The sequence below is a fragment of the Pelagerythrobacter aerophilus genome, assembly GCF_003581645.1.
Lineage (GTDB): Bacteria > Pseudomonadota > Alphaproteobacteria > Sphingomonadales > Sphingomonadaceae > Pelagerythrobacter > Pelagerythrobacter aerophilus.
In genome coordinates this window covers 15736-31954 of record NZ_QXFK01000009.1, presented here as the reverse complement: position 1 = coordinate 31954, position 16219 = coordinate 15736, and the positions used below count along the sequence as shown (strand labels likewise).

Below are 16219 nucleotides of genomic sequence, written 5' to 3'. Positions count from 1 at the left end.
CGATCAGCGGGGTCCGGTGCCGAGACGGCGCGCGAGCCACAAGGAGGCTGTGGGAACCGCGACCCACATCGCGATCGGTATGAGACCGATTTTGGTTCCGGGCACAAGCGGCATGATTGCACTATAGGACCACCCCCAGTCGGCACCGACAGCCAGCACTTCGACCATGGCAGTAATGGCCAGGCCGATTCCCAGGAACACGACAAAACGCGAGATCGGCCAGTCTACGAGCCACGGCGTTTTACCACTGCCGACAGAGGCGCCGAGATAAGCGGCCACCATGATCCCGGCATCGCCGAACGAGGCCAGGCCGCAGCGACGTGCTGCCTCGGCAGGCGACAGACCTCCCGACTGGTAGAAAGGAAGCTGGAGCATCTCCCAGGCGAAAGCGATGAGAATTCCGAATATCGCGATCCAGAGGGCTGGATGAGCACCGCGCCATTCGCGCGAATCCTCAGAGATTTGGTCCTGATCCTGCATCGTCTGATTCGTCACTCCTGCGATCTCCGTCCCGTCCCCATCGCTCAGGTATCGAATTTGGGAAGAGCGAGGCCGCGCAGGCGCAGGGCGTTGCCGATCACCGATACCGAAGACAGGCTCATCGCTGCGGCCGCGATCATCGGGTTCAAAAGCAACCCGGTCCATGGATAGAGGACACCTGCAGCGACCGGAATTCCGAGCGCATTATACGCAAAGGCAAAGAACAGGTTCTGCCTGATGTTGCGCATAGTGGCCCGAGACAGGACGAGCGCCTGAACAACGCCGACGAGGTCGCCGCGCACCAATGTCACGCCCGCGCTTTCGATAGCGACATCGGTACCCGTTCCCATCGCGATGCCGACATGCGAAGCGGCAAGCGCGGGTGCGTCGTTTATGCCGTCGCCGGCCATAGCGACCCGGCGACCATCGCTCTTCAACTGCTCGATCTTGCGATGTTTGTCCTCGGGCGAGACGTTTGCTTCGACTTCGTCGATACCGACCTGGCTTGCTACCGCACGCGCGGTGGCTTCGCTGTCGCCGGTAAGCATCACGATCTTGATGCCGCGCTCATGCAACGCGGCAATAGCGGTGCGGCTGGTTGCCTTGATCGGATCGGCGACCGCGATAAGGCCTGCCGGTGCCCCGTCCACGGCCACGAACATCACCGTCTGTCCGAGGCTTCGGCCTTCGTCCGCCGTTGACCGCCAGCCTTCTTCGAGCGCCCCTATACGCTCCATCATCTTTTCATTCCCGATCGCGACCAGGCGCTTGTCGACATTTGCCTGGATACCTTCGCCGGTCACGGATTCGATATCGGAAGCGTCGAGAATGGCAGCGCCCCTGTTTTGAGCCCCTTCCACGATCGCGTGGGCGAGCGGATGCTCGCTTCCTCTCTCAACGGCAGCGACAAGGCTCAGCAATTCCTGCTCGTCGAAATTTGGCTGCGGTTTTACGTCGACAAGATCAGGCTTGCCCCGGGTCAGCGTTCCGGTCTTGTCGACGACCAGCGTATCGATCTTTTCCAGCGTTTCGAGCGCTTCGGCGTTCTTGATCAGGATCCCGTGCTGCGCGCCCTTGCCGGTACCGGTCATGATCGACATCGGCGTCGCCAGTCCGAGCGCGCAGGGACACGCGATGATCAGAACGGCGACCGCGTTGACGAGCGCGTAGGCAAGGGCCGGTGCCGGTCCCCAGATGGCCCAGACGACAAAACTCACGATAGCGACAAGGACGACGATGGGTACGAACCATCCGGTGACCTGGTCGGCGAGCCGCTGGATCGGTGCCCGGCTGCGCTGGGCCTCCGCGACCATCTGCACGATCTTCGAGAGCATGGTGTCCGCGCCGACCTGCGTCGCGCGCATGGTGAAGCTGCCGGTCTGGTTTACGGTGCCCCCGATCACGGGATCGCCCGCGCTTTTCTTGACGGGAATGGGTTCGCCACTGATCATGGATTCGTCGATGGCACTGCTTCCATCCTCGAGCGTGCCATCGACGGGGACCTTGTCGCCCGGACGCACGCGCAGCAGGTCCCCCGACGTCAATTCATCGAGCGGTACTTCGCGCTCGTCCCCGCGACCGAAGATCTTCATCGCGGTCGGGGGTGCGAGTTCGAGAAGCGCTCGCAAGGCGCTCGATGTCGATCCGCGCGCCTTGAGCTCGAGCACCTGCCCGAGCAGCACGAGGGTCGTGATAACCGCTGCGGCCTCGTAATAGACGCCGACCCGGCCCGCATGATCGCGGAATGCCTCGGGAAAGATGTCCGGGGCGAGGGTTGCCACAAGGCTGAACAGATAGGCGATGGCGACGCCGAAGCCGATCAGGGTGAACATGTTGAGGTTCATGGTCCGGACCGATTGCAGCGCGCGGGTGAAGAAGGGCCAGCCGCCCCAAAGCACCACCGGAGTTGCCAGCAGGAGCTGCAGCCACTGCGCGATAGCGGGTTCGATGACCTGATCGAACGGTCGCGACGGGATCATGTCGCCCATCGCATAGGCGAAGAGCGGCAGCGTGAAGAGCGCGCTCCACCAGAACCTTCGCCGCATGTCGACGAGTTCGGGATCGGGGCCCTCGTTCAGAGTGACCGTTTCGGGTTCGAGGGCCATCCCGCATATCGGGCAAGAGCCCGGCCCCGGCTGCCGGATCTCCGGATGCATCGGACAGGTGTATATCGTACCTTCCGGGACATCCTCGACAGCATCGAGGTGCGCCTTCGAAAGATACATCTCCGGATCCGCGCGGAACTTGTCGAGGCAGCGCGAGGAGCAGAAGTAATGGTCGCCACCCTCGTGTCGATCGACGAAGCGGGCGCCGTCCATCTTCACGCTCATTCCGCAAACGGGGTCGGTCGCCATACCCTCGATTGCATTGTGCCCATCGCTCATCTGTCGTTCTCCCCTAATTGGCCATCACCACGAACTGCCCCATCATGCCTGCGTCCTCGTGCTCGAGGATATGGCAGTGATACATGTAGGGAGTGTCGGGATCGGTATTTTCTTCGAACCGCAACAGCAGCCTGACCTGTTCACGCGGGTTGACGATTACGGTGTCCTTGAAGCCCGCCTCTTCCGCCCGCGGAGGCCGACCGTCCCGGTCGAGCAAGCGGAACTGCACGTTATGAATATGAAAGGGATGGGCCATCATCGATGCGTTGGCGATTTCCCATATTTCCCACTGACCCACCGGTACGCGCTGATTGATGACGTCCATGTCCATGGTTTCGCCGTTGATCGACATGCCCCGGCCCATCATGCCCATATCGAGCACGAAACGGCGGCTGCGAACGGCGAGTGAGGGGTCTGGCGCAGCAAGCGCGGCCAGAGTGGGCGGGAGCATTACTGGAGTTGACGCGCCTGAGGGGCGCATATCGAGGATCGAAAACGTGCGCCCCTGCCTCTCGCGATCGGCCCGGTTTCCCATCATTCCGCCGCCCATCATACCCCCGCCTTGCCCGCCCATCATGCCCATGGCGTTAGCAGGGCTGCTGGCAATCAGCCGGAGCGGGCGCCCTTCGGAAAGATCGACGATCACTTGGGCGCGTTCGCCTGGGGCAAGGGTAAGACTGCGAACCTCGCTTGGCGCGGCAAGCAGGCCGCCATCGCTTGCGATGAGTTGCATCGGACGATCACCTTCGAGCAAGAAGGTGTAGAACCGCGCATTCGATCCATTGAGAAGCCGCAGGCGCAGCGGACCGGCGGTGGCGTCGAAAACGGCATTGGCCGTTCCGTTCACATAGATGCGCTCACCTATCACCCCCATCATCCGCGAGTGCATGTTGAGCGGGTAAACGAGGCGGCCTGAGCTGTCGATCACGCGATCCTGCACGACGAGCGGGATATCATCTACACCGTACCGGCTCGGCAGATCGAGGCGATCCTCTTCCTCGTCGCGCACGTAGATCGGGGCAGCAAGTCCGGCATAGACCTGTGGTCCGGCCCGGCGATGCGTATGAGAATGATACCAGTATAGCGAAGCGCGCTGGCGTATTTCGAAGGACGGGCTCCAGCGTTCGCCGGGCCGCACGAGTTGGTGCGGTCCGCCATCCGCGGTGGCGGGAAGTTCGAAACCATGCCAGTGGACGGTCGCATCCTCGGCAAGCTTGTTGTCGATATGAAAGCGAACCTGTTCGCCGCGGCGCATTTCGAGGGTCGGACCGAGATAGGATGCGTCGATACCGATCGTCGGTGACGGCGTGCCGGGCACGAATTCTTTCTCGCCCGGTGTCAGGGACAGGCGAAAGACACGCTCGCCCCGTTCGATCGTTCCGGCCTGTAGCCGAGGTATGGCAAGAGGATTGCTTGCTCCTCGCTGATCGAGCGACACCCTGCTTTGCGTGTCGCAACCCACCAGCGGCAGCGCCGCGAAACCCGTCGCCGCGAGGCCGGCGCTTTTCATGAAGTCGCGGCGATCCTTAAAGTCGGGCCTGTCGATACCGGGCATATTCACCTGTTTTTGCGTGGGAGGCACCGGCGCAACCGCGCGCCTCCCACCCATCATGCTATCGCGGCGTTACCGAGGTAACGACGCTGCCTTCGGTTCCAGTACGAAATTCAAAGGCTATTCCCTCACCGACACTGACCTGTTCGAGGATTTGCGCGTCGGCTTCGAAGGTCATGGTCATCGCGGGCCATCCGATACTTTCGACCGGACCATGCTCGATGGTCACCGTGCCCGCCTCGGAATCGATGGCTGTAACCGTTCCCTCCGCGCTGGCGCTCTGCTCGCCGCCGGTCTCCTCCGCCATCGGCATTTCGCCTGACATGGGCATGCTGTCCGAGTTCGCCATGTCGTCTGACATCATGGTCTCTGAGCTGTCGTCTGCAGCGTCGCAGGCTGCAAGCGCCAGCGGTGCCGCGAGCAGGATCATGTAGGTTGGGGTACGCACTCTTCTTCTCCTTGAGGGTTGGCCGGTTTTTCCGGACGGGGGCGCCGCAACAACAGATAGGCGGCGGGAAGCAGGAACATGGACAGGAGCGGGGCGGTGATCATGCCGCCAACCATCGGCGCGGCGATGCGGCTCATGACTTCCGAGCCCGCGCCGGTGCCGATCAGGATCGGAAAGAGACCCGCAAGGATGACTGCGACGGTCATCGCCTTGGGCCGCACGCGCAGGAGCGCGCCTTCCCGGATGGCCTCGTCTACTTCTTCGGCGCTCAGATCACCGCGTCGCCGCTCCAGTGCGGCTTTCAGGTAAATCAGCATCACTACGCCGAATTCGGCGGAGACGCCGGCAAGCGCGATGAAACCGACCGCAGTCGCCACCGACTGGTTGTAGCCCATCAGATAGAGCAACCAGTATCCGCCCGTCAGCGCGAAGGGCAGCGTGCCCATGATCAGCAAGGCTTCGTCCCAGCGCCGGAAAATGAGATAGAGCAGCAGGAAAATGATCGCAAGCGTCGCGGGAACCACGACCTTCAGTCGCTCATAGGCGCGCGTCAGATATTCGAACTGGCCCGCATAGGACAGGCTGACGCCGGCAGGAAGATCGACACCCGCGGCGACGACCTCCTGCAGATCGGCGACCACCGAAGTAAGATCGCGGCCCCGGACGTCGACGTAGATGTAGCTGGTCAGTCGGCCCTGTTCGCTCTTGAGCATGGGCGGACCGTCGCTGACGGCGATACGGGCGACAGTGCCAAGCGTGATCTGTTGGCCGGACGGCGTCAGAACCGGCAAGGCCCTGAGTTCCTCGACGCTGTCCCTGATTTCGCGGGGATAGCGCACATTGATCGGATAGCGCGCCAGCCCCTCGACGGTCCGTGCGACATTGGCACCGCCAACTGCACCAGAGACGATCTGCTGGATGTCGGCAATGTTGAGCCCGTATCGCGCGGCCGCCATCCGGTCGATATCGACATCGACATAGCGACCGCCCGACAGGCGCTCCGCCAGGGCGGAACTCACGCCAGGCACGGTCTTGGCGATACGCTCCACATCGAGTGCAACGCGTTCGAGTTGATCGAGATCGTCGCCTGAAACCTTGACCCCGATCGGGCTCTTGATCCCGGTCGCGAGCATGTCGATCCGGTTGCGGATCGGCGGCACCCAGACATTGGCGAGGCCCGGCACCTGAACGACCCGGTCAAGTTCCTCGACCAGCAGATCGGGCGTCATTCCCTCGCGCCACTCCTCGCGCGGCTTGAAGCGGATCGTCGTTTCGAACATCGTCAGGGGAGCCGGATCCGTCGCTGTATCGGCGCGCCCCGCCTTGCCGAACACCGTTTCCACCTCGGGGACCGACTTGATCAGGCGATCGGTGCGCTGCAGCAGCGCCGAAGCCTCGCCGGGGGAAAGGCCGGGCAGCGCGCTCGGCATATAAAGCAAATCGCCTTCATCGAGCGGCGGGAGGAACTCGCCGCCAAGCCGGGTGAAGGGAATCGCGGTGGTCAGGAAGATCAGCGCCGCGATCACCAGCGTTGCCTTTGGGCGCCGCATGACCCAGTCGAGCCCCGGACGATAGATTTTCGTCAGCCAGCGGTTGAGAAAATTGGAATCCTCCGAAGGGATCTTCCCACGGATCAGCCATCCCATCATTACCGGCACCAGCGTTACCGACAGAATGGCCGCGGCCGCCATGGCATAGGTCTTGGTGAAAGCGAGCGGAGCGAACAACCGCCCTTCCTGCGCCTGCAGGGTGAAGACCGGTAGGAACGACAGCGTAATGATCAGCAGACTGAAGAACAACGCCGGTCCCACTTCCTTCGATGCATCGGCGATGATCCGCCAGCGTTCCTTCACCGCGAGCACGGTATCGGGATTCTCGTGTTCCCATCGCTCGAGATGCTTGTGCGCGTTCTCAATCATGACGACGGCGGCATCGACCATCGCACCGACCGCGATGGCTATTCCACCCAGCGACATGATGTTGGCATTGACGCCCTGGATGCGCATCACGATGAAGGCCGCGAGCACGCCCAAAGGCAGGGTGATGATGGCGACAAGTGCCGAGCGCGCGTGCCACAGGAAAAGGGCGCATACGATCGCGACGACGATGAACTCCTCGATCAGCTTGGTCGTCAAATTCTCCACCGAGGCGTCGATAAGCTGCGATCGGTCGTAGGTGGTGACGATCTCGACGCCCTCGGGAAGGCTCGCCTGCAATTCGTCCAGCTTTTCCTCGACCGCCTGGATTGCGCTGCGAGCGTCCGCGCCCTGTCTGAGAACGATGATGCCGCCGGCGACCTCTCCTTCGCCGTTGAGCTCGGCAATGCCGCGGCGCAGCTCCGGCCCGACCTGGATTGTGGCGACATCGCCAAGGGTAACCGGAACCCCGCCAGTTGCAGTCCTGAGGGGAATCTCGCGGAAATCGTCCAGCGTCGTCAGATAGCCCGACGCGCGTACCATGTATTCGGCCTCACCCATCTCGACGATCGAACCGCCGGCCTCCTGGTTGGACGACTGGATGGCGTTTACGATCTCGGCATGCGTGACGCCGAACGATGCCATCCGGTAAGGTTCGAGCACGATCTGGTATTGTTTCACCATACCGCCGACACTCGCGACTTCGGCAATGCCGGGGATCGTCTTGAGCTCGTAGCGCAGAAACCAGTCCTGCAGGCTGCGCAGCCCGGCAAGGTCATGACCGCCCGTGCGATCGACAAGCGCATATTCGTAAATCCACCCCACGCCGGTTGCATCGGGTCCCAGCGTGCTCGTGACGCCATCGGGCAGGCGGTTCTGCACTTGGTTGAGATATTCGAGCACGCGCGATCGCGCCCAGTAGAGGTCGGTACCGTCCTCGAAAATGATATAGACGTAGCTGTCGCCGAACATCGAGTAGCCGCGTACGGTCTTCGCTCCCGGCACCGACAGCATGGTCGTGGCCATCGGGTAGGTCACCTGGTCCTCGACAATCCGGGGCGCCTGGCCCGGATAGTTGGATCGGACGACAACCTGGACATCGGACAGATCGGGCAAAGCATCGACCGGAGTTGTGCGGACGGCCCAGAACCCGCCAAGGGTCACAGCTATGGCGGCGAGGACGATGAAAAGCCGATTGGCGATCGAGGCATCGATAATGCGCGCGATCATTGCCCGGCACTCCTGATGGTCTCGATACGGGGGCCGGCGTCCTGCTGGGTGAAGGTAAAGCGCACTCTATCGCCTTCCTCGAACCCGCTGATCTGCGCTGCATTCTTCGTGCGGAAACTCATCGTCATGGCGGGCCAGTCTAGCCGCGGGACAGGTCCGTGCCGCAGCGTGACGGAGCCATCGGCAATCTTCTCGATCGTCCCCATTGCGCTGAATGTCACTGGTTGGTCTTCACCGTCCCGGTTCGGACCTGCCTCATCGATCGCACGAACATCAAGTCCTGCCAGGCTTGCCTCGGAATCGAGCAGGAACTGGCCCGAGGTCACGACCTCTTCGCCTTGCGAAAGGCCGGCCAGCACTTCGGTCCTGCCTCCCGCCTCACGGCCGATCCGGACTTCGGCAGGCATGAAGCCGCCCTCGTCCTGCTTGATCATGACGATGGTGCGGCGCCCGGTCCGGATCACCGCTTCGGAAGGAACCAGCAGAGCGCGCCGGGTGTCGGGGGTCAGCGAGACCTGCGCGAACATGCCCGGCTTGAGCCGTCCGGAAGGATTGGGCAATTGTGCGCGGACGGTGATTGTCCGGCTGGCATCCTGTGCGCTCGGCAAGATCGCGATGATCGGTCCGGAAAATCTCTCATCGGGAAACGCGGTCAGGGTTGCACTGACAGGTTGGCCGACCCGGATATTCGCTGCTTGTGTTTCGGGCACCGATGCCTCGAGCCAGATCGGCGAGAATCCGGTTATTTCCGCCAGGGTCTGGCCTGCCATCACGGTCATGCCGGGTCGCACGCCGAGCATGGTGATGGCCCCGCCGGTCGGCGCGGTGACCGTGATCGTCGCCTGCGCGCGGCCGGTCCGGCCCACCGATGAAATTTGCCCATTCGACATGCCGAGCAGCCGCATCCGCTCGCGCATGGCCTGTGCAAGCTGTTCATCACCGCTGTTCAGGACGGCCAGATACTCCTGCTGCGCTCCGCCCCATTCGGGTACGAGAATATCGGCCAGCGGCGCGCCTCGGCTCACCACATCGTCTGGAGCACGCCCATAGGTTCGTTGTACAAAGCCGCCAGCCCTTGGCTGGACAATTGCAACGTCCCGCCCATTGTAAGCGAGAACACCGGTAACGGACACGTCCGGCTCAAGTACGCCGTATTCGGCCTCGGCGGTGCGGATGCCGAAGTTCTGGACAAGCCCCGCGTCGATCTGAACCCCGGAGGTGGCCTCCTCGCCAGCGCATTTGGGAACAAGTTCCATATCCATGAACGGCGATTTTCCAGGCTCGTCGAAACGCTGTCCCGGCACCATCGGATCGTACCAGTAAAGCACGTCCTCACATTCGGCGCTGGATGATCCCCCGTTGCCATTTGCCTGACTTCCGCTCTCACCCCGCTGCGATAACCCGTATCCTGCGGTGACGCTGATCAGGGCGACCGTTGCCGCCATCGTCCAGGATTTCTGGCGCGGCGACAGTTTGTCCCACGCGGCTCCCATTTTGGCTCTCATGGCTGGAACTCCGTATAGGTCAGTCGCAAGGTCGTCGCGGCTTCAACTGTCGCCTCCTCACGCTCAAGGATCTCGATTTGTAGGAGCGCCAGCGCCTTGATCGCTTCGATGACGTCCAGCAGTTCGGCGCGGTTTGCCGCGAAGCTGGCCCTTTCGAGATCAGCCCGGCTTTGGGCGAGGGGTAGCAACTCCTCCGTGGCTCGCTGCCACTGGCGGTATGCGCTGCGCCAAGCGGCAAGGTCGGCCTCGAATTGCGCTTGCAGTTCGCGCAAGCGATCAAGCTGAATTGCTTGCGCTGCGCTTGCTTCGGCTTCAGCAGCGGCAATCCTCGGGTTCTGCCGCCTGCCCGCAAAGATGGGGAGCGTAATCGAGCCCATGACCGAGACGACATCACCGAACATCGGATCGCGCCTGCCATAGCTGACATTGATGCCGAAATCGGGCCGCTTCTCCGACCGGGCAAGATCGATCCTCGCATCTGCCTGTCGAACCTGTGCGATAGCGAGAATGATATCGGGATTAAGCTCTAGGGTCGCCCGGAGTCGCTCGGCATCGACATCCGCCGCGGGGATAGCCCCGGTGGCAACTGCGCCTTGCACAGCAGCATATCGCGCCAACATGGCCCGTGCCGCGTCAAGGTCGCCTTCTAGGCGGGTCCGCATGTCCTCGACTTCCAGTACCGCACGGCGAATTTCGAGGCTCTCAGCCGGCCTGGCCGATCCCGCCGCAACGGCGCTCCGCGCCAAGGGCACCAGCCTTTCGATCTGCCTAAGTGCCTCATCGATAACATTCAGAGCCTGTTGGGTGTACGCGAGCGAAATCCAGGCCTCGCCTGCTCCAAGCCGAGCCGTGAGCTGCGCGCGGGTCAACTGCGCGGAAGCCAGATCTATATCGGCCACTGCCATGCGCGCTCTCGCATGGCGCTCCGCGAGATTGGGTATGTCCTGCTCCACACCGACCTGGATCTGGGTGGGCAGCTGCCGGTCGATCTCGAAGGCTGCCGGGCCTGCCACCGGAAGGTTCTGAATCCCAGCGCGGAGGCGAGGATCTGGTAGTTCGTCAGCTGCATCAGCGACGCTGCGACGTGCCTCGAGCTGCAACTCCCGCGCTCGCACCTGCGGCTGTTCGCTAACGGCCGCTCTCAATGCCTCCTCGTAGCCGATTGACTGCGCGTAACTAGCTGGCGCCAAAGCCAGCAGGACCGGAAATGCGGTCCAGCAAATTTTCTGCATGATTTCTAGATTCCGCTAGAGCGCGCGATATAAGCGCGGACGGAACAAACGACCATCGCTAGGCGCGACGGAAAATTCGTTCAGCTTCAGTATGCAGGGCAGTCCCTGGCAATACTCAGAATTGCTCTTGCGGGGGCGGCGGCTCGGGTCCTTGTTCAACGAGAGCCAAAGAATATGCGGCAAATGGGGTGAACAACGAACGCACAGCAATTTTCGTACGTTCGCCTGATGGGGCTGTGATCATGGCCAGTGGAGCGATACAACCGAGGGCCACAAGGCAATCCAGGCGAAGATTTTTGCACGGTCCGGGTTGGTCTTCCGAAGCGGTCGTAGCACCAGTCTCCATGCGCATCTCGTTACACGCCGCCTCGCTTCCCGCCGGTGCTTGCGGCACCGCCGAGGCATGAGCGGCCGACTGGACAAAGAGTCCGCAAGCAATCAGAAAAATTCCAAGAGAGCGCAGTAACTGCATCATCTAACTCTACGGGCGCAGCCGAGCCTCGACAAGCCTTCGGGATCTGTTGTGGTAGAAATCATAAATACGGTCCGCTTGCATGGGACATGAGATCAGCAGGATTCACCGATCATTGTTCGGATGGTGCCTGCCCCGCAGGGAGGGGGCAGGCTTAGGCGAAGACAATCTGGCAAATTGACGTGTGGTGCTCAGGATTACCCTGCCTCTTCATTCGACATCTGTTCCTGTTTCATCTTCATCATTTCATTGCAGTTGCGCATCATGTCCATCATTTGAGCGCGCATTTCCGGATCGTTCATCATCGCCATCATTTCAGCGCGCATCTCGGGGTTGTTCATCATCGCCATCATCCCGGACATGTCACCATCCATGTCCGACATTTCGCCCTGCATTGCACCATGCTCGTGGCTGCTCTCTTGGCCTTGCGAGCTCTCTTGTGGAGCGGGCTGATGATCGACTTGGGATTGCGCGGCCGCAGCTGTTGCGAGACCGGCGGTCGCCAAGGCTCCGAGCGCCGCTAATTTAAAACCATTCATAAAAGTTCCTTTCATTGTTCCGATAAGTTCAGCTTTGCGTCGTAATGCGCAGGAACTGGAAGCGCGCGAACTTGCCGCTCAGGTCACCTGCCTGGGTCATCCGCACATATCTGGCTTGCATTTTTTCCAGGGCGGTGCGGCTTCTGGGCATGTCGGCGTCAATGCGCGGGAGTGCGCTTTCTTCTTATTACCTTTCTCCGCGAATCGAACATTACCCAAAAGATAGGGCTTCCCATCATGGGAAGGTCAAGAGGGGCGTCAGAATAAAAATTGTCGGCGCAGGCTGTTTGCTTTCCTATCGTGGGAAAGTTATCCAGCATGCATGAGCCAACTGCACACAATTGGTGAGGCCGCCGCAGACAGTGGCGTGTCGGCCAAGATGATCAGGCATTATGAGAAAATCGGTCTGATCGGAGCGGCCGAACGCACCGAAGCTGGCTATCGGCTTTACGGCCCTGCCGAAATACATACGCTGCGGTTCATCCGCCGCGCCCGCAACCTTGGCTTTTCGGTAGATGATATCGGCGAATTGCTCGGTCTGTGGCACGACGAGAAAAGAGCCAGCAAGGATGTCCGGGAGGTTGCCGCCGGACACTTGGGTGCTCTGCGCGCCAAGGCGGCAGAAATTCTTTCCATGATCGACGCTCTTGAGCATCTTATCGCGGGTTGCACGAACGATAACCGGCCAGATTGTCCTATTCTCAAAGATCTTTCCAACGATGCCAATCCTGCCTTAGCAAAAGAAGTCGGTCACAAGTTCGGATACCAGCGGGTCTGCTAAAAACAGAGTTGGCGCTGGTCTGTTCTCATGGTTCGCTTCATTTTTGGGTTGGACCAGCAATTGGCTGAGGACGCGTCCGACATTTGACCGGCGAGACACATAAGACTCCTGGAGCGGGCCCGAAGGTGCTGCGTCGTTGTTCGCAAAACCTCAAGCTTGGCCAGTTTCGCGATTGCAGTTTTTTGCCAAGGCGTGGTCTGCCCGTTTGCGAAGTTTAATTCGCAACAAATCTCGGTGTCAGCTCTATTGAGTGGAACATATCCATTCGCTGAAACGATCTTTTCTCCAAGCTCCCGACCTTTTCCCATTCAGCCAATATGAGGGGTTGGAGCAGATGGCTCGTACTGTAAGCGTGACCCATCAGAGACGCACCAAGAACAGCACCTGCGCGACCTCCTTGTGCGGTCCAGGTCGGCACCGAGTTCGCCAATTCGTCGCATGGAGGGGGCTTGACCTTCCAACGATGGGAACCGTTACCTTATGATTTTCTATGATTTGAGCGAAGCTGCCCTGACGGGAAATGCTTTTGCACAGACCGACCGATGAAGGAGTGGAATTATGCATGTTAAGGACATTATGACGAAGGATCCCGCCTGCTGCGACAAGGATGCGAGCGTACAGGATGCAGCGAAGCTCATGGTGGGAAACGACTGCGGAGAGATTCCTGTTGTTGATGACCAAGGCGGTCTGGTGGGTGTCGTCACAGATCGGGACATTTGCTGTCGCGTCGTAGCTGAAGGCAAGTCGCCCGACACCCCGGTGGGGGACATCATGACCCGTTCGGTTGTCACTGTCACGCTGGATACCGAGGTAGATGCATGTTGCTCCACGATGGAGAGCAACCAGGTCCGGCGCGTTCCCGTGATTGATGACGAAGGGAATTGCTGCGGCATGGTTTCCCAGGCTGATATTGCACGGTCCGGTGCCGATGCAAAGACCGCAGAACTCGTCGAGGAAATCTCCAAGCCATCTCAGGAAAAGGCCTCATCGGGTTGTTGCTAGTCCGAGGGCAGCTGCAGGACCGTCCTCCCGCGAGGACGGTTCTGTCTTGAAGAGTAATCCCAAGATCAACGCGATGGAGTAGATTATGGCTAGAGGCGTCGTCCTGATAACCGGTGCAAGCGGATACATTGGGCGCGCTTTGGTTGATCGGTTGAGCGACCAGTACCGCATCATCGGCCTCGATCGCTCGGTCGCGAAAGACGTTCCCGGACTAGAAGCCTCATACGCCATCGACCTCGCGGACGAAGCGTCGGTTGTCGACGCCTTGACCAATGTGCGTGCCGCGCATTCAAACACGATTGCAGCTTGCATTCACCTGGCTGCCTATTTCGACATCACGGGCGAGCCAAACCCGCTGTACACCAATGTCAATGTTGAAGGGTCGCGCAGGCTGATTACGGCACTGCAGGACTTCGATGTCGAACAGTTCATCTATGCAAGCTCGATGCTTGTACACGAGCCCAAACCGCTGCCGGGCGTACGTATCGACGAATCCAGTCCGCTTGGACCGACGTGGCCTTACCCTCAATCGAAGGCCGATGCGGAACAGGTACTGCGCGAGAACCGTGGCGACATTCCGGTTGTGTTCCTGCGGTTTGCCGGGGTCTACGACGACAAGGGGCATTCCGCCTTTCTCGCCGAACAGATTGCCGGCGTCTATGAGCACCGCGTGTCGGCGCATCTGTATCCGGGGATGTTGTGCGCTGCACAATCGGCACTGCATCTTGAAGATCTGATCAAGGCGGTCGAGCAGACTATCGCGCGTCGCGCTGACCTCGAGGACGATTTGCCGATACTTGTCGGCGAGCCCGAAACGCTGGGCTATGCCGAGATACAGGACATCGTCCATTGCCAGATCCACGGCAAGGAATGGACGACAGTGCGCATTCCAAAGAGCGTGGCGAAACTGGGCACGTGGGTTGAGGAAGAAGTCCTTGGCCATGAAGGCTTCGTCAAGCAGTGGATGGTCGATGACGCCAACGCCCATTACATTCTTGATATTTCACGTGCCCGGAACCTGCTGGGGTGGGAGCCAGAGCACTCGCTCCGCGACACACTTCCGATCATCATCGACGCGTTGAAAGCCGACCCGCAGGACTGGTACGAAACGAACAAGCTGAACACGTCCCGCGTGGCCTGGCATCCAAAGCGTTCGGACGCAGAGAAGACCGAACCGGCGCGACCTCAATCGCAAGACACCGATATAGCGCATGATGGGCACCAGATGGACGGCGACATGAACAATATGGACGGCGATATGCAGCATATGGACGGACCCCAGCGCGGTACCCGCTGGACGCAGTTTGCTGTCATCGGACTCGGCCTCTGGCTTGCTGCAAGTCCGGGTGTTTATGACGTCGTATCCGCCGATACTGCCCGTGCGTCGGTCGTAGCGGTCACTCTTGAGCGGGGTTTGCCGTCGATCGAATGGCGGGCCAACGCTCTTGCTCTGAGCGATATGCTGAGCGGGATCGCATTGATGATTTTCGGCGCCATGTCGCTTTCGAAGCGTACCGCATGGCTAGGACAGTGGGCGACAGCCTTTATCGGTATCTGGCTGCTTTTCGCGCCCTTGTTCTTCTGGAGTCCGAGCGCGGCCCAATATCTGACCAATATGCTTGTCGGTACATTGGCAATCGCATTTTCCGTGCTGGTGCCGATGATGCCCGGAATGAGCATGGAAGGGATGATGGACAAGAAGTCCATCCCGCCCGGGTGGACCTACAGTCCCTCGACCGATGCCCAGCGATTCCCGATTGTTGCGATGGGCATTATCGGCCTTTTGATATCGCGCATGCTCACCTCCTACCAGCTTGGCCATATCGATATGGCGTGGGAGCCGTTTTTCTCCGGATTGCTCGCAGATCCCAAGAACGGTACAGAGGAAATCATCACTTCAGATGTATCCAAGGCCTGGCCGATCCCGGATGCCGGGCTTGGAGCGGTCAGCTATGTGCTTGAAATCCTGATGGCGGTCATGGGAACCCGCGCACGCTGGCGCACCATGCCGTGGATGGTCACCTTCTTCGGCATTCTGGTCATTCCGCTGGGTGTGGTGAGTATCTATTTCGTGATCATTCAGCCGATCGTGATCGGAACGTGGAGTACGCCGGCGCTGATTGCTGCCCTTGCGATGCTTATCATGATCCCGTTCTCTCTCGATGAAGTCATCGCCATGGGGCAGTATCTCTACTGGTCGAAAAAGGAAGGAAAACCGCTCGTCCGAACCTTCTTCAAGGGCGGCGCGGTGGCACACGGCGAAATCGACGATACCGACTATATGACCGATGCGCGCTCGATCTGGAACAACACGGTGCGCGGCGTGACCTTCCCGTGGACCCTGATGGCCAGCACGGCTCTGGGAGCCTGGCTGATGCTGACAAGGATAACGCTTGGCAGCGAGGGGGCGATGGCCAACAGCGATCACGTGGTGGGTGCTTTGGTGATTACGGTGGCAATCATCGCGACTGCGGAAGTCGCGCGCACCCTGCGCTTCATAAACGCTGCATTCGGTGCTTGGCTTGTCGCAGCGCCATTCCTCCTAGCGGGAGCGTCGTCTGCCGGAACGGTGGCGTCGGTTGCGGTCGGCCTGCTTTTGATCGGACTGAGCCTGCCTCAAGGCAAGCGTAGCGGTGAGCATTATGCTGGCTGGGATCGGTTTGTCGTATGACCGGTTG

At 60.5% G+C, this 16219-nt stretch carries 12 protein-coding genes; 3 read left to right on the top strand and 9 right to left on the bottom strand.

What is annotated here, in order from left to right:
* Positions 1 to 3: 3 nt before the first annotated feature.
* From D2V04_RS02275 to D2V04_RS18270, 9 genes are all read right to left on the bottom strand, one after another.
* The gene (locus tag D2V04_RS02275) at positions 4 to 495 is read right to left on the bottom strand and encodes a hypothetical protein (RefSeq protein WP_228766206.1); all 492 of its coding nucleotides are present in this window, start codon (positions 493 to 495) and stop codon (positions 4 to 6) included.
* A 29-nt stretch (positions 496 to 524) separates the two neighbouring features.
* On the bottom strand, positions 525 to 2864 hold the full coding sequence (locus D2V04_RS02270) for a heavy metal translocating P-type ATPase (protein ID WP_010240409.1): 2340 nt from the start codon (positions 2862 to 2864) through the stop codon (positions 525 to 527).
* Between the two features lie 13 nt (positions 2865 to 2877).
* The gene (locus tag D2V04_RS02265) at positions 2878 to 4374 is read right to left on the bottom strand and encodes a multicopper oxidase family protein (protein WP_228766205.1); all 1497 of its coding nucleotides are present in this window, start codon (positions 4372 to 4374) and stop codon (positions 2878 to 2880) included.
* Positions 4375 to 4477: 103 nt separating this feature from the next.
* On the bottom strand, positions 4478 to 4864 hold the full coding sequence (locus D2V04_RS02260) for a copper-binding protein (RefSeq protein ID WP_225082053.1): 387 nt from the start codon (positions 4862 to 4864) through the stop codon (positions 4478 to 4480).
* The gene (locus D2V04_RS02255; protein ID WP_119511745.1) at positions 4843 to 8010 is read right to left on the bottom strand and encodes an efflux RND transporter permease subunit; all 3168 of its coding nucleotides are present in this window, start codon (positions 8008 to 8010) and stop codon (positions 4843 to 4845) included. The genes D2V04_RS02260 and D2V04_RS02255 overlap by 22 nt, the downstream gene beginning before the upstream one ends.
* A complete protein-coding gene (locus D2V04_RS02250) occupies positions 8007 to 9503 on the bottom strand; it encodes an efflux RND transporter periplasmic adaptor subunit (protein ID WP_119511744.1) in 1497 nt (498 codons plus the stop codon). Before D2V04_RS02250 ends, D2V04_RS02255 begins: the two co-directional genes overlap by 4 nt.
* Positions 9504 to 9511: 8 nt before the next feature.
* The gene (locus D2V04_RS02245) at positions 9512 to 10747 is read right to left on the bottom strand and encodes a TolC family protein (RefSeq protein WP_119511743.1); all 1236 of its coding nucleotides are present in this window, start codon (positions 10745 to 10747) and stop codon (positions 9512 to 9514) included.
* Positions 10748 to 11416: 669 nt separating this feature from the next.
* Entirely contained in the window at positions 11417 to 11758 is a 342-nt protein-coding gene (locus D2V04_RS17710; RefSeq protein ID WP_147391751.1) for a hypothetical protein, read from the bottom strand.
* A 28-nt stretch (positions 11759 to 11786) separates the two neighbouring features.
* A complete protein-coding gene (locus D2V04_RS18270) occupies positions 11787 to 11909 on the bottom strand; it encodes a hypothetical protein (RefSeq protein ID WP_267463437.1) in 123 nt (40 codons plus the stop codon).
* Positions 11910 to 12080: 171 nt separating this feature from the next.
* On the opposite strand from D2V04_RS18270, the gene D2V04_RS02235 reads away from it, so the two are divergent.
* The 3 genes from D2V04_RS02235 (at position 12081) to D2V04_RS02225 (ending at position 16212) form a co-directional block, all read left to right on the top strand.
* Positions 12081 to 12539, top strand: coding sequence for a MerR family DNA-binding protein (locus D2V04_RS02235; protein WP_119511741.1), 459 nt, complete (start codon positions 12081 to 12083; stop codon positions 12537 to 12539).
* A gap of 558 nt (positions 12540 to 13097) precedes the next feature.
* On the top strand, positions 13098 to 13541 hold the full coding sequence (locus tag D2V04_RS02230; RefSeq protein ID WP_119511740.1) for a CBS domain-containing protein: 444 nt from the start codon (positions 13098 to 13100) through the stop codon (positions 13539 to 13541).
* 85 nt (positions 13542 to 13626) lie between these two features.
* Positions 13627 to 16212: an NAD-dependent epimerase/dehydratase family protein gene (locus tag D2V04_RS02225; protein ID WP_119511739.1), complete on the top strand. Its 2586-nt coding sequence runs from the start codon at positions 13627 to 13629 to the stop codon at positions 16210 to 16212.
* Positions 16213 to 16219 lie beyond the last annotated feature (7 nt).